General features: G+C 46.0%; 10 protein-coding genes. All 10 read left to right on the top strand.

What is annotated here, in order from left to right; translation table 11 throughout:
• Nucleotides 1-14 precede the first annotated feature (14 nt).
• The 10 genes from CRO25_RS09540 (at nt 15) to CRO25_RS09495 (ending at nt 15,683) form a co-directional block, all read left to right on the top strand.
• The gene (locus CRO25_RS09540) at nt 15-911 is read left to right on the top strand and encodes an SMP-30/gluconolactonase/LRE family protein (protein WP_063564683.1); all 897 of its coding nucleotides are present in this window, start codon (nt 15-17) and stop codon (nt 909-911) included.
• Between the two features lie 364 nt (nt 912-1,275).
• Nucleotides 1,276-4,359, top strand: a complete 3,084-nt coding sequence (locus tag CRO25_RS09535) for a X2-like carbohydrate binding domain-containing protein (protein WP_079694775.1) — start codon at nt 1,276-1,278, stop codon at nt 4,357-4,359.
• A gap of 407 nt (nt 4,360-4,766) precedes the next feature.
• A complete protein-coding gene (locus CRO25_RS09530) occupies nt 4,767-6,314 on the top strand; it encodes a response regulator transcription factor (protein ID WP_079694774.1) in 1,548 nt (515 codons plus the stop codon).
• 19 nt (nt 6,315-6,333) lie between these two features.
• Complete coding sequence (locus CRO25_RS09525; protein WP_064639102.1) at nt 6,334-8,100, top strand: sensor histidine kinase; 1,767 nt, start codon at nt 6,334-6,336, stop codon at nt 8,098-8,100.
• A 365-nt stretch (nt 8,101-8,465) separates the two neighbouring features.
• Entirely contained in the window at nt 8,466-9,758 is a 1,293-nt protein-coding gene (locus CRO25_RS09520) for an ABC transporter substrate-binding protein (RefSeq protein WP_079694937.1), read from the top strand.
• Between the two features lie 152 nt (nt 9,759-9,910).
• Nucleotides 9,911-10,798 (top strand): carbohydrate ABC transporter permease, encoded by an 888-nt coding sequence (locus CRO25_RS09515; RefSeq protein ID WP_053783937.1) that lies wholly within the window; start codon nt 9,911-9,913, stop codon nt 10,796-10,798.
• Nucleotides 10,791-11,621, top strand: a complete 831-nt coding sequence (locus CRO25_RS09510; protein ID WP_063564679.1) for a carbohydrate ABC transporter permease — start codon at nt 10,791-10,793, stop codon at nt 11,619-11,621. The genes CRO25_RS09515 and CRO25_RS09510 overlap by 8 nt, the downstream gene beginning before the upstream one ends.
• Nucleotides 11,622-11,795: 174 nt before the next feature.
• Nucleotides 11,796-14,843, top strand: coding sequence for a glycoside hydrolase family 2 TIM barrel-domain containing protein (locus CRO25_RS09505; RefSeq protein ID WP_079694773.1), 3,048 nt, complete (start codon nt 11,796-11,798; stop codon nt 14,841-14,843).
• Between the two features lie 142 nt (nt 14,844-14,985).
• Nucleotides 14,986-15,291 (top strand): hypothetical protein, encoded by a 306-nt coding sequence (locus tag CRO25_RS09500; RefSeq protein WP_063564677.1) that lies wholly within the window; start codon nt 14,986-14,988, stop codon nt 15,289-15,291.
• A 38-nt stretch (nt 15,292-15,329) separates the two neighbouring features.
• Nucleotides 15,330-15,683, top strand: coding sequence for a hypothetical protein (locus CRO25_RS09495; protein WP_079694772.1), 354 nt, complete (start codon nt 15,330-15,332; stop codon nt 15,681-15,683).
• Nucleotides 15,684-15,691: the final 8 nt, after the last annotated feature.

Below are 15,691 nucleotides of genomic sequence, written 5' to 3'. Positions count from 1 at the left end.
AAGGACGTGATGGCATGAGCGATTTGAACATTGCAGTACATACCCCGGCACTGTTGGGCGAAGGTCCTAGCTGGGATGCTGAACACAATCGATTATTATGGGTGGATATTGAAAGCTACAAGATCCATGTATACGTTCCAGCTACAGGAGAAGATCGGACTTATGATGTTGGCGAGCATGTAGGTGCGGTTGTGCCATACCATGATGATGAGGTTGTCGTTGCTTTGCGCAGTGGCTTCCACAGCTATAACTTGCTCACGGGAGAGTTACAGCCGATTGAAGATCCGGAGAAAGGCAAGGACAACAACCGTTTCAATGACGGGAAGTGTGACGCTCTTGGACGCTTCTGGGCAGGGACGATGAGCATGAACAATGAAAGCAAGGCAGGGGCATTTTATTGCCTGGAGGAAGGACAGCCTGTTCGAACGTTGTTCAGGGATGTATCCACATCCAATGGTTTGGGCTGGAGCCCGGATCAACAGAAGATGTATTACATTGATACGCCGACACGATCCATTGACCGTTTTGATTTTGATCTGGCTGCTGGAGAGATAACGAACCGGACAAGTGTAATTGCTATACCGGAGGAATTTGGCTATCCGGATGGAATGACTGTAGACAGTGAGGGAATGCTGTGGGTTGCCCACTGGGGCGGAGGAAGAGTTACTCGCTGGAATCCGCATACAGCAGAGCTGATGCAACAGATTGAGGTACCTGCAGATCAGGTGACATCCTGCTGTTTCGGAGGGCCGGAGTTGGAGGACTTATATATTACGACTGCCCGAATCGGTATTCGAGAAGAGCGGCTGACGGAGACGCCGAATGCTGGATCTCTATTTGTAATTAAACCGGGTGTGAAAGGGCAGAAAACCTACGCTTTTGGCGGGGGAGCACAGTCGGATACCGAATAAATGAAGGACACAGTGTTACTAGAATTTTGTTCTTCGTCTATAAAATATTTATCAATGGAGAAGGGTGCTGTTTAAACAGCATCCTTTTTTTATGTTTTCAAAAGCGATATGCAGAAAAAAATACAAAAAATAGAATTTGGGCAGAAGGGGTTTTTTAATTGCCATCGAATGTTATTTATTGCAAGTTTAATCCAATGAATGGTAATCAAAATTGATTTATGAAAGCGTTTTATAAAAATAGAGAGGAGGTGGGGCTGGTTGCCTGTTCCAATGCATTAAATGTCTGACACTGCACTCATCAACATGATGACACAGCGGGGTTTACCGGATGCGATGAACATATTGAAGAGGAGGCTAAGTAATTATGAAAACGTTTTTGGGAAAGCTGCGGGTGATGAGTTTGACGGTTGCTGTTGCAGCAGTTTCGTTGGGAGTACTCGTTGGAACAACAGATGCGGCACCGAGTGATTCATACCAGTGGAAAAATGTCGTGACCGGGGCTGGTGGGGGTTTTGTGCCGGGGATTATTTTCAATGAGTCAGAGAAGGATTTGATCTATGCCCGGACGGATATTGGGGGAGCCTATCGCTGGAATCCTGCGAATGAGAGTTGGATTCCACTCACCGATTTTGTTGGCTGGGATGATTGGAACAAAAACGGTGTCGATGCGCTGGCAACAGACCCGGTTGATCCGAATCGAGTGTATATGGCTGTCGGCACGTACACGAATTCATGGGACAAAAACAACGGCTCCATCCTGCGCTCTACGGACCGCGGTGATACTTGGCAGACCACCACTCTTCCGTTCAAAGTCGGCGGTAACATGCCGGGACGTTCCATGGGGGAACGCCTGACCGTTGATCCGAATAAAAATAGCATTTTGTATTTTGGTGCACGTAGTGGCAACGGACTCTGGAAAAGTACGGATTACGGCGTAACCTGGAACAAAGTAACGAGCTTCCCGAATCCCGGTACGTATGTAGAAGACCCGTCTTATGAATATACCAGTGACATCGTGGGTCTTTCTTGGATCACGTTTGACAAATCAACAGGTTCTGCTGGACAGGCAACACAGACCATCTATGTCGGGGTAGCCGACAAAAATCAAAGCATATACCGCAGTACAAATGGAGGCGCAACGTGGACTGCTGTTGCTGGACAGCCTACAGGGTATTTACCTCATCACGGTGAACTGGATGCCAATGGAAATCTCTATATTTCATACAGCGATGGTGCAGGCCCTTATGATGGGGAAAAGGGAGACCTGTGGAAACTAAATACGACTACAGGGGTATGGACCAACATTAGTCCAGTGCCGAGCAGCAGCTCGGACAATTATTTTGGATACGGCGGACTGGCTGTAGATGCTCAGCATCCTGGTACACTGATGGTGGCAACCCTCAACTCTTGGTGGCCTGACGCGAATCTGTTCCGCAGTACGGACAGTGGAGCTACTTGGACCCGCATTTGGGAATTTGAAGGATATCCAAACCGTAAAATGCGCTATACACAGGATATTTCGGCCGCTCCTTGGTTGACCTTTGGGACGAATCCTGCACCGCCTGAAGTTTCTCCAAAGCTGGGCTGGATGATTGGCGATCTGGAGATTGACCCGTTTGACTCTGACCGCATGATGTATGGAACAGGTGCGACCATCTACGGCACGAAAAATCTGACAGACTGGGATGACGGCAACAAAATCAATATTTCAGTGATGGCCAAAGGGGTCGAGGAGATCGCGGTTCTGGATCTGATCAGCCCGCCAAGCGGTGCACATTTGTTAAGTGGGGTAGGGGATGTCTCGGGATTCCGTCATAACAATCTGGATCAGTCACCAGCTACGATGTTTACCAGCCCCAACTACTCTTCTACGGAAAGTCTGGATTTTGCAGAGTTAAGTCCGAATACCATGGTTCGCGTTGGTAAAGCAGACTATACTGCTGATCCGAATGCAAAATCCATTGGTTTATCCAGCGATGGTGGGACCACGTGGTATAAGGCAAACGCAGAGCCTGCCGGTACAACCGGAGGAGGAACCGTAGCTATCTCGGCAAATGGTAATCGACTTGTATGGAGCACGTCGGACAAGGGTGTGCATTATTCCACTGGCGGCAACTCATGGACAGCGAGTTCAGGTATACCCGCACAGGCAAAAGTGATCTCCGACCGGGTAAATTCGAACAAATTCTATGGATTTGCTGCCGGTAAAGTCTATGTGAGCACCAATGGTGGTGCCTCCTTCACTGCATCTGCGGCAACTGGGCTTCCGGTAGAAGGTAACGCGGATCTGGACGCTGTTCCAGGAACGGAAGGCGAACTTTGGTTTGCAGGCGGCAGTGAAGAGGAAGGGCCATATGGTCTGTGGCATTCCACCGATTCAGGAGCGACCTTTACCAAGCTTGCAAATGTGGAGGAAGCGGACAGCATCGGTTTTGGTAAAGCGGCACCTGGGCAGAACGTGGTCGCGCTGTACACGATTGCTAAGATTGATGGAACACGTGGATTTTTCCGTTCCGATGACGGCGGGGCGAATTGGGTACGGATTAACGATAATCAGCATCAATATGCACGTGTGACCACGATTACAGGTGATCCACGTTTGTATGGAAGAGTGTATCTGGGTACGAATGGACGAGGCATTTTATATGCTGACCGTATTGGTGGGAACAATGGCGGTGGAGAAGGTGGAGGCGAGACTCCGGTGAACAGTTCGGCCATCACACCAGTGAATGCGGAATTTGATAAAAATACAGGCAATCAGGTAGATATTCCTGTAACGTTGACACTGAACGGAAACACTTTTAGTGCAATACGTAATGGCAATACAACGCTGGTTTCAGGTACGGATTACACATTATCGGGCAATCAGGTCGTGTTGAGTAAAACCTATCTGGCTTCTTTGTCCAAGGGAAGCGCGGCGTTAACCTTTCATTTCAGTGCAGGCAATGATGCGATCCTAAATCTGACGATCAAAGACACGACGGCTGTACCCGCAGGAGCCATTCGAATTGAGATGTTTAATGGAACGACTTCAGCAACGGGGAACTCCATTAATCCTAAGATCAAATTAACGAATACAGGTACTTCGGCCATTAATCTTTCCGACGTCAAAATTCGTTACTATTATACGATCAATGGCGCTCAAGCCCAAAACTTTTTCTGTGACTGGGCAACAGCTGGAAACGACAATGTTACAGGGGCGTTTAGCGCGCTGTCGACCCCCGTGACCGGAGCAGATTCCGTGCTGGAGATTGGTTTCAAAACTTCTGCGGGTTCATTGGCAGCGGGGCAAAGTACTGAAATTCAGGCACGGTTCTCCAAAACAGACTGGACCAACTACACTCAGACGGATGATTATTCGTTTGCTCCAAGTCAAACAGCCTATACTGACTGGAACAAAGTAACGGGATATATTGCCGGAAGTCTTCAATGGGGGATCGAACCTTAGACCTGAACTTGAAATGAAAGTATGACTTAATTTAAACGTATATCGATAAGAAGTCCTGGCTCGCCGAAAATGATTCATGGCGGGCCGGGGCTTCTTATTTTGTCGAAATATAGTGTACACTAAAGTGAGTTTCCGTTAGCATTTTGCATTATTCGAATCAACTCACTCCCGGGTACAAGATAAAGACGAATAGATGCATTTCGATCTATATCTTGCTGATTGAAAGTCGATCTATGGATTTATGCAAAATGCCTACCATTGCTTAAACGTTCGTTTTGAGATATAAAAAGAAGTACAAAACTTTTAAATTAATGTAACCGCTAACACAGGGATGCCATTCTATCCGATATATGATGGTATATCTTGCACAGACATAGAAGAAAGATTAGACAAGGGGGTCAAGGGTCATGAACCGGTTGTGTAAGGTGCTGATTGTTGACGATGAGTTTCTTGTAAGGCAAGGCATTAAGCACCATATGAACTGGGAAGCTGAAGGTTTTCAGATTGTAGGTGAAGCTTCCAACGGGGAAGAAGGGCTTGCACAGGTGCAGTCGTTACAGCCGGATATTGTCATTACGGACATCGTAATGCCTGTGATGGATGGGGAAACATTTGTCCGGACATTAAAAGCTAGCCATCCGCAGATTGAGGTTATCGTACTTAGCAGCTTCAGTGAGTTCGAATATGTACGTTCAACGCTCCAGAATGGAGCAGCAGACTATATATTGAAACCCAAACTGGATACCAATGAATTATTACAAGTACTTCAGCGTACGGCTGGCAAAATTCCCGAATTGCAGTTTGAGCCTTCACATGATGGGTGGAGGCTCGGACAACTGATGGAGAAGATGCTGTCCGGTTTTACGTTGGATGAGGAAAACGAGATGCATATGATAAGGGAGACTTTTCCTCACCGATGTTTCCGCTTACTCGTATATAAGCCGAAGGATAAACAAGTACATGTGCACAAGCTGGATAACGAGCAATTGGAGTCCAGGTTACGGGATCTGCTCCCTGATGTGGAGTGCGCAATCGTTCCGGCCGAAGGCGCGTCGCCAGTGGTGCTCCTTAATGTTGAGCCTGCGAAGGATGAATGGATGGTGCAGCGAATTAAGGAGTTGGCGAGCGAGAATAAGGATGGGCAGGACGGACCTTGCTGGGTGCTGAGCGACAGCTTCTCTTCATTTGAAGAGATGGGGGACGTATATCGAACACGTCTGATCAAGCTAATGGAGTATCGCTTTTATTATGAGGACCGATCTATTCTGGTGTATGGCGAACTTCCGCCTCTTCACCCTGCAGGATATCAGTTCAATGTGAACATGTTTTTGCAGCATGTGAAGCGAAATCGAACAGAAGCCGCAAGAGAATATTTGCAGGAGCATGCCCTTACGTTGGGGCGGGATTATATTGCGGATGTGTTTGAAATTAAGTCCTTTCTGGGCAATCTGATCTTTAACGTAACCATTACCTTGGCTGATATGGATGTGCAGTCCGCTGCACTGGAAGAGAGCAAGTATGCCTATTTCAAACATGTGGATGGCGCCTCTAGTCTAACAGAAGCGATGAATGTGCTGGATCAGTTCATGGCTGAGGTACAGGAGTGCACGACTGGAGAGGGCGCAAGACGAAGTGATCCGAATATGAAAATGCTGCTGGAATATATGCATCAGCACTTTGATCAGCCACTCGGACTTGCCGAAGTAGCCAAGCATTTTCATTTTAATCCATCGTACTTGTCCAGTTATTTCTCTTCACACAAAAAAGAAGGCTTTAACGAATATTTGAATAAAATTCGGATTGAAAAGGCAGAGGAACTGCTCCGCTCAGACGATGTTACCATTTCCGAAATTAGCAGCATGGTAGGGTATTCCGACCACAGTTACTTTTGCAAAGTGTTCAAAAAATTTACCGGACTGTCACCGAGCCGATACCGGCGAAAATTCTGGGCATAACGTCAGAAGGAAGAAATAAATGAAGAAATGGATGAATGCATTCTCAAGGCTTGGACTTTTCCCAAAACTGTTCCTCGTTATGTTCGTTAGCATCATTCTTGTCTCCGTGCTCATTCTATGGACATCGATTCATATGTCGACCAAGCTGTTTACCGAGACGTTCAGTATTACGAACTCCAAGGTACTTAGCCAGATCAAAACGAACTTTGAATCCTTCAACGATGCGATTGCTGCTGTATCCAATAATGTTAGCCAAAGCGGGGCAATTCGTGGTTATCTGTCTGAGGGGGAGGGTGACTCCCTCACGATGGCAAAATCCTATTATAATATGAGAGAAACGATGGACCGGATTCAATCAATTACGGAGTCCTATGAAGTTGGTATAACGATTAGCGGTATTAATGGGCGTACGTATTCTACCGATCGATCTCATCTTCGTTTATCAGCAGATGAATTGAAAGAGCAGCCGATTACGCTGGAAGCAGCGGCCAGTCCGAACCGGATCATTTTTGACGACTATCAGACGAATGATGAGACTGCCCAGCAGATGATCTCAGCGACCAAGGCATTGACGGATCGTGCTGAAAACCGACTCTATGGTACGTTGTATGTCACCATGAGAGAGAACGCATTTCGTCAGTTCTATAGCAGTTTCACGAGCAGGGGCAACGATGTGGTTATCCTGAATGATGCGGGTGAGATTGTATCTTCCAATCGTGAAGAGTGGATCGGCACCACTCAACTCGAATTGCTGACCTATGCCAGAGAAATGAATAACGAAAGTGTAAAAGGTGTAAATGCGCGGGTCATGGATCAGGACAGTGTGGTATTGTCCGAGTACTTACCATTTTATCGGTTTTATATCGTAAATGTGGTCGATAAGGATCTCGCGATGGGGCAGCTGATTGACATGAAGACGATTGCTCTGATCTGTGCAGCCATTGTAGCCGGAGCGCTCATACTCGTGTTCCTTATTACGAATCAGATCACCAAGTCGCTGCGCCGACTTGTGAAGCAGATGTCCAATATAACCAAAAGTGATCTGGACAACTATATTCCAGTCAGTGGAAGTTATGAGAGTCGACAGTTAGGTCACGCCTATAACTACATGCTGGACGAACTTCATGACTATGTGGATCAGCTGGTACTTACACAGCGGGAGCAACGAAATGCCGAGCTGGCGGCGCTGCAAAGCCAGATTAATCCTCATTTCCTGTACAATACCCTGGCTTCCGTGAAAGTCCTGGTTCAGCAAGGCAACAAGGATAGGGCTGCCGAAACCATTAATGCGCTAATCTCCTTATTGCAGAATACGATTAGTAACGTGAGTGAGACGATAACGGTGGAGCAAGAAGTCGAAAACCTGAAAAACTATGTATTCATTAATCATGTCCGATACGGAGGGCGCATTAAAGCAGCCTTCTACGTAGCTCCGGATTGTACACATTATCATGTACCCAAACTGGTGATTCAGCCCTTTATCGAGAATGCCTTCTTCCATGGATTCATTTCCAAGGAAACAGGCACCATCCATGTGATGGTCTCCAGAGCCGGAGAGTCATTGATTTGCGAGATTATGGATAACGGGGACGGGATAGAAGGATTCTCCATGGGTGAGTCGCTGCCCAATCCGAAGAATAATCGGCAATTGTTTAGTGGTATTGGTATCCGGAATGTACATGATCGCATAGAGCTATTGTACGGGGCACCTTATGGTGTAACCATAATGAGCAAACCGGGAGAGGGAACAAGGGTTACTGTTACACTTCCGTTGATTACGAGCTAATAATAGCTTTTGAGTGAATACAAGGTCGTTATTTTTATGAAAAGGTGGCTTTATAGAAGGTCTTCCTGGGTTGTCGATGACAACACGGGAGGGCCTTTTTGGTGCTCAGAGCGTAAGGATTCAGCCCAGACTTGTAAAATATTCAGATTGAAAAAGTACAAAATCAAAAGAAATTACAAAAAAACAAATTTAATGCAAGCGGTTTCTGTAAAGGTTTTCATTGTGGCAATAAGATGACAAATCAACACAAAATTATTACTAACGAATGAAGATTTGGGAATGATAAGATGAATTCATCGAGAGCAAACGCTTTCAGAAAACGCAAACAAATTACACACAAAGAGGTCGAAGGGGAGTTGAATCGTTTGAAAAAAATGTGGGTACTGATGCTCGTTACTGTCCTGCTGTTGTCTGCATGTTCTTCCGGTGGTGGAGGGAACAAGGCAAGTGAGGGTGAAAAAAACTCTAATGAAATTACGATCTGGGCTTGGGACAAAGCGTTTAACGTCGCTGCATTAGAAACAGCAAAAGAAGCCTATCAAAAACAAAATCCTGATCTGAAAATCAACATCATTGAATATGCTCAAGCTGACATTATCCAAAAGCTGAATACAGGTTTGAACTCGGGAACAAGCAGCGGCCTTCCGAACATTGTTCTGATTGAAGATTACCGTGCACAAAGTTTCCTGAACGCTTACCCTGATGCATTTAAAGATATGTCCTCTACAATCAAAGCTTCCGATTTCGCAGAGTACAAACTGGGACCAACCGCTTTTGATGGCAAACAGTTTGGTGTTCCGTTTGACTCTGGTGTAACAGGTCTCTACTACAGAACAGATTTGCTGGAGCAAGCAGGCTACAAAGCAGCTGACCTTCAGGACATCACATGGGATGATTACATCAAAATCGGTAAAGATGTGAAAGCCAAAACTGGCAAAGATCTGATCACACTTGATCCTAACGATTTGGGTCTGATCCGTATGATGATTCAATCCGCAGGTTCATGGTATTCCAAAGAAGATGGTAAAACACCTGATCTGGCTGGCAATGCAGCACTGAAAGAAGCATTTGTAACGTACAAAGCAATGATGGATGCAAATATCGTTAAGTTGAACTCCGACTGGAGCCAATTCGTGGCAGCATTCAACAATGGTGATGTTGCTACCATTCCTACAGGAAACTGGATTACACCATCCGTGCGTCAAGAAGCATCGCAATCCGGCAAATGGGCGGTAGCACCACTTCCTAAAATGGCTGGACAATCGAATTCTGTACACGCATCGAACTTGGGTGGCAGCTCTTGGTACGTTATGAATAATGTTGCTGGTGCAGACCAAGCGGCTGACTTCATGGGTAAAACATTCGGTTCTGATAAACAATTGTATCAAGATTTGCTGAACAACATTGGTGCAATCGGCACGTACAAACCGGCGGCAGAAGGTGAAGCATTTGATAAAGCCGACGAGTTCTTCGGTGGACAAAAAGTGTTTGCTGATTTTGCAAAATGGACACAAGAAATCCCTAGCGTAAACTACGGTATCAACACATATGCCATCGAGGACATTCTGGTTGTTGAAATGCAAAACTTCCTGAACGGCAAAGCAATTGATGACGTTCTGGCTGATGCACAGAAACAAGCTGAAGCACAATTAAACTAAGATGATCCACGGTAACTTATAGAACCCAAGGAAGCATCGGAGCCGTTCCACTGTCTGGCACAAGCAATAGCCGACCCGGACATGGTGGAGGCTCCCTGGGTTCTATCCATGTTACACGGAGAGAGAGGAGCCATACTGTGAAAGCCAAAGCCATGAATACAGGAGACAGTCTGCAAAAGAAAAATAATTTGACTGGATGGGCTTTTATATCGCTCGCTGTTATCGGGATCGTTGCATTTTACTTCTATCCGATGCTGCAAGCGCTGCTCTTATCGTTCAAGTCTGGTGTAGGAGCCAATCTTGAATTTACGGGCCTGGATAACTATAAAAGATTATTCATTGATACAACGTTCCGTACTGCTGTATCCAATACATTTCTGTACTTGATCATTCAAGTGCCTGTCATGATTATTCTCGGTTTGTTTATTTCTGTTTTATTGAATGACAGTACGTTGCGCTTCCGCAGCTTTTTCCGTACTGCTATCTTCCTGCCTTGCGTAACCTCATTGGTTGCCTACTCTGTCGTATTCAAATATCTGTTCTCTTCTGACGGAATGGTTAACCAATTCCTGATGAATCTGCACGTGATTGCTGAACCGATTCAATGGATCACTGACCCGTTCTGGGCTAAAATTACGATTATAATCGCCGTTACTTGGCGTTGGACCGGATATAACATGATTTTCTATCTGTCATCTCTTCAGAACATTGATCAGTCGATCTATGAAGCTGCACGGATTGATGGAGCAAATGCTTTCACGCAATTTTTCAAAATTACCGTTCCATTGCTCAAACCGATTATCCTGTTCACCTCCATTACATCGACGATTGGTACATTACAAATTTTCGATGAGATTATGAACATCACCAAAGGTGGTCCGGGTAATGCGACGATGTCCATCTCCCAGTACATCTATAACCTTTCGTTCAAATATTCACCGGACTTCGGATATGCGGCAACCGTTTCGTATTCCATCGTGCTGATGATTATCGTATTGTCCATTATCCAGTTCAAAGTGGCAGGTGAGAGAAATGGCTAAAGCAAAAGCAAAACGTATATTCACATATGTCTTCTTGTCCATCGTTGCATTTGTGTCCATCTTCCCATTCTTCTGGATGCTTGTCAGTTCGACCAATGCTTCTGTAGATGTCACCAAAGGCAGACTGCTTCCTGGATCGGCTTTCCTTGATAACTTCAACAAATTGCTGGATTCGACCAATCTCGTACAGGCTCTTGGAAATTCTGCGATTGTTTCCGTTATTTCCACGATTCTTGCTTTACTGATTGGTTCCTTGGCCGGTTATGGATTCGAAGTATATCGGACGAAATCACGTGATATCGTATTTAACATTCTGTTGCTGTCGATGATGATTCCTTTCGCAGCGCTGATGGTTCCTTTATACCGGATGTTTGCTACGATCTCTGGTTTTGCACCGTTCATCGGTATCAACACCATGGCCGCAGTTATTCTGCCGACCATCACAACGGCGTTCCTAATCTTCTTCTTCCGTCAGAACACCAAAATGTTCCCGAAAGAGATGCTTGAAGCTGGCCGGATTGATGGTTTGAGCGAAATTGGGATCTTCCTGAAGATCTACATGCCAACGATGAAAACAACATATGCAGCCGCTGCGATCATCACATTCATGAGCAGCTGGAATAACTACCTGTGGCCTCTCGTGGTGCTGCAAACGCCAGACCAACAGACGATTCCGTTGTTAATCTCGAACCTCGGTTCCAGCTATTCACCGGATTATGGTGTCATCATGACCGCCATCGTCATCGCGACATTACCGACAGCCATTGTATTCTTCATTATGCAAAAACACTTTGTCGCAGGTATGGTTGGTTCCGTTAAGTAATGCATTATCATTAAACCGTCTGAATGGACGTCAATGTAGAAGAGAGAGAAGAGGACGCCAGACATGGCGTGCCTCTGTCTTTCTGTTTGTTTATGTTTGTTTCGTAAAAGGAAAATAAGAATCTGCACTGAATAAGTAATAAATATATTTGTTTCAAGAGGGAGAGAGAGCCGAATGAAAGCAACACATGCAGATATTAACTGGCTGGGCGATGTAAGCGTTTTTGAAGTAAACCGCCTTAACGCTTACTCGGATCATCGCTATTACCGTACTATGGAAGAAGCGAAAGCATCCGGTGCAATGGCTATGCGCTACAACCTTAACGGAACGTGGAAATTTAATTATGCGATCCGTCCGGATTGCCGCCCCGAAGCTTTTTACAAGCAGGAATTCTCCAGTGGCGGTTGGGATGATATTGAAGTACCGGGGCATATTCAGCTCCAAGGGTACGGTCAGATCCAATACGTAAATACTCAGTATCCTTGGGATGGGTTAAACGAATTGCGTCCACCTGCATTACCGCAGGACCAAAACCCGGTAGGCAGTTATATTCGCACATTCCATTTGCCAACAGGCTGGCAGAACAGTCCGGTATATATTTCGTTTCAGGGTGTAGAATCTGCATTCTATGTATGGCTTAACGGACAGTTTGTCGGGTATGGGGAAGACAGCTTTACTCCATCCGATTTTGATCTGACACCATTCCTCCAGGACGGAGAGAATAAACTGGCTGTGGAAGTGTATCAACGCAGCACAGGCAGTTGGTTGGAGGATCAGGATTTCTGGCGGTTCTCAGGCATTTTCAGAGATGTGTATCTGTATACTGTGCCGGCTGCGCATATTCGCGATGTGCGGGTTGTAACGGATTTGGACAAGTCTTATACCCATGGTACGTTAAACGTGGATCTGAAGCTTGAAGGAAAAGCTGCTGCTGGAGCCAAAGTGAACGCTGAACTAAGGGATGCTGAAGGCAACACGGTGAAAACATTTGGCGGGATTGAAGTTACCAATGGTCTGGTGAGTCTTCGGGAGGAGATTGGCCAAGTAAACCTGTGGAGCGCGGAGATTCCTTACCTGTATCGGCTGTACATTCAAGTATATGATGCAGCGGGCGAGCTGTTGGAGGTTGTACCTCAGGCGGTTGGCTTCCGTACATTTGAAATGATCGATAAAGTGATGCACATCAATGGTAAACGTATTGTCTTCAAAGGGGTAAACCGTCACGAATTCAATCCGCGTCGCGGACGCGCTGTAACCAAGGAAGATATGCTGTGGGATGTTCAGACGATCAAACAAAACAATATGAACGCTGTTCGTACATCTCACTATCCAAACCAAAGCCTATGGTATGAACTGTGTGATGAATATGGATTGTATGTGATTGATGAAATGAACCTGGAGACACACGGATCATGGCAAAAACTGGGTGCAGTTGAGCCTTCGTGGGTTATTCCTGGCGACCGTCCAGAGTGGCATGATATCGTTATGGATCGTGCGGTGTCGATGGTAGAGCGGGATAAAAACCATCCGTCCATTCTGATCTGGTCTTGTGGTAACGAGTCTCATGGTGGTGAAGTGATCTATAAAGTTTCGCAATATTTCAAATCGGCTGATCCTACACGTCTTGTTCATTATGAAGGTGTGTTCCACGATCGTCGCTTCAACGATACGAGCGATATGGAATCACGTATGTATGCCAAACCTGCGGACATTGAGGAATTCTTGAACGCGAATCCGGAAAAACCATATATCAGCTGTGAGTACATGCATGCTATGGGTAACTCCATTGGCGGTATGCATAAGTATACGGAACTGGAAGACAAATATCCGATGTATCAGGGCGGATTCATTTGGGATTACATTGATCAAGCGATTTACAAAAAAGATCGTTACGGCAAAGAGTTCCTTGCTTATGGCGGAGATTTCGGTGATCGTCCTTCGGACTATTCGTTCTGTGGAGACGGCATTGTGCACGCAGACCGCAGAGTGTCTGCCAAGATGCAGGAAGTCAAATTCCTGTACCAAAACATCAAGCTGTTCCCGGATCGCGATGGTGTGAAAATCGTTAACGATAATTTGTTTGCGGACACATCTGAATTCGAACTGGTATACAGTCTGGATCGTGAAGGTCATGAAGTGCTGCGTGGAACGTTGGAGGTAAACGTGGGCCCACAAAGCGAGACCGTTGTGAAACTTCCACTTGATGTGGAATCTCTTGCTGATGGGGAATATGCAGTGAATACCGCGATTGTATTAAAAGCAGCAACGTTGTGGGCAGAAAAAGGCGAGGAAGTTGCCTTTGGACAGTTTGTATTTGCTCAGGACAAGTCGGAAATTGTGGAGTCCGATCTGAACCTGACAAATGAAATTCAGGTCGTTGAAGGGGACGTTAATATCGGGGTAAGGGTAGGTCAGACCCATGTCCTGTTCTCCAAGGCTTTCGGAACATTGGTATCCCTGAAGCTGTCAGGTCAAGAGACGATTGCACAGCCTCCAATGCCATTGTTCTGGCGTGCGACCACCGATAATGACAAGGGTACTGCTATGGGCTTCGAGCTTGGGGCTTGGTATGCTGCAAGTCTGCTGCCTAGATGTGTGAACTGGAAAGCGGAACAAAACACGGATCAATATCGGATCGAATTCACGTACAAACTTAATATTTCGGCAGATGTACAAGTGAAAGTGGCTTATACCGTCCGTGCAGATGGTAGTGTGCATGTGCATAATACGTATAAAGGAACGGCAGGTCTGCCAGATCTTCCGATTCATGCGCTCTCCTTCAAGACATCTCCGGAGTTTGAAAATGTGGAATGGCTGGCGATGGGACCTGAAGAAAATTATGCGGACCGTGCATTTGGCGCTCGTCTGGGTATCCATGACAGCAAGGTAGCAGATACCGTTGCTCCATATCTTGTACCGCAAGAGTCGGGCAACCGTACGGGTGTACGTTGGGCCAAATTGACCGACAACGCGGGACGTGGCTTCAAAATTGAATCGGCTGGAGTTCCGGTCGAGCTGAATGTATCTCCATATACGGCATTTGAGCTGGAGAATGCACAACATGCATATGAGCTGCCTCCGGTGCATTATACGGTTGTAACGGTAGCCGGCAAACAAATGGGCGTAGGTGGTGACGATAGCTGGGGCGCACCGGTTCATCCGGAGTACCGCATCGCCTCGGACGGCGAACTGCAATTTGAATTTGTCATTCGTGCGCTGTAATAGCGCTATATAAAGATGTAGCTAAAGGACAGAGGTCTCCAAAACTGGGGGCCTCTGTTTGCTGTTATCAGATGATGAGCTATGAAACCGCTACCGTACCTGTCTCGTACTGTACTGGACATGGATAAAGGAGGGGTTTATTTTGAGCAGAAAAGCAAAGACGGGTGTATGGGTAACGGTACTCGTTATACTAGGCATCATTGTGGGATGCTTCATCTGGTATTTTAATACGGCTTCAGGTGAACGTGCGCTGAAAACGATGCGATCCAACAACTCCGGGGGTCTGGAACGTGTGGTTAACGTATACAGTAATTCGGGAGAATTGATTCATACGTATGAGGGTAAGATTGATTTGCAAGATACGGAGTATGGAAATAAGGTGCTTTTTGATCTGGATGGCAAACGGATTGTGATTTATAACGCGACAGTGATTAGTGAAGAGAAGTAAATGAGGGGCGGTGCAAGAGTTCATGCAGGAGCATTCCGATGACACTCTTTCGCTCATATGGTAAAATTAAGGAAATGAAGTGGAGTGAAGGAGGGGAAATCTTGGGCAATGCTGCTTTAATCATATTCTTTGCCATTCTCGGAATGGCTGTTTTCTATAGTATGGTTGCCTATTTCCTGATTCGGGTGATTTCCAAAAAGGCATTCAAAAGAAATTTGGACAGATACCAGATTACACAGATCATCATGCTGATGGCGATTGGTTTGATGATCATTCAATCTGTGAGATATCAGTCCTGGAATATGGCCTTGCCAGCCCTGGGATTATTGATGCCGCTGTTGAGTTTGAATGTATCCATGCGCAGGAGAAGAGAATCCAATAAGGTGGATTGAGGGAAGAA

It is taken from the genome of Paenibacillus sp. RU5M, assembly GCF_900221055.1.
GTDB classification, from domain to species: Bacteria; Bacillota; Bacilli; order Paenibacillales; family Paenibacillaceae; genus Paenibacillus; species Paenibacillus marchantiae.
The sequence above is the reverse complement of the archived record's forward strand: the minus strand, read 5'-3'. Positions and strand labels throughout refer to the sequence as shown.

Coding starts and splice junctions, on each gene's coding strand:
- CRO25_RS09535 (WP_079694775.1), top strand. CDS start 1,276: ATGAAAACGTTTTTGGGAAAGCTGCGGGTGATGAGTTTGACGGTTGCT.
- CRO25_RS09510 (WP_063564679.1), top strand. CDS start 10,791: ATGGCTAAAGCAAAAGCAAAACGTATATTCACATATGTCTTCTTGTCC.
- CRO25_RS09540 (WP_063564683.1), top strand. CDS start 15: ATGAGCGATTTGAACATTGCAGTACATACCCCGGCACTGTTGGGCGAA.
- CRO25_RS09515 (WP_053783937.1), top strand. CDS start 9,911: ATGAATACAGGAGACAGTCTGCAAAAGAAAAATAATTTGACTGGATGG.
- CRO25_RS09495 (WP_079694772.1), top strand. CDS start 15,330: ATGACACTCTTTCGCTCATATGGTAAAATTAAGGAAATGAAGTGGAGT.
- CRO25_RS09505 (WP_079694773.1), top strand. CDS start 11,796: ATGAAAGCAACACATGCAGATATTAACTGGCTGGGCGATGTAAGCGTT.
- CRO25_RS09525 (WP_064639102.1), top strand. CDS start 6,334: ATGAAGAAATGGATGAATGCATTCTCAAGGCTTGGACTTTTCCCAAAA.
- CRO25_RS09530 (WP_079694774.1), top strand. CDS start 4,767: ATGAACCGGTTGTGTAAGGTGCTGATTGTTGACGATGAGTTTCTTGTA.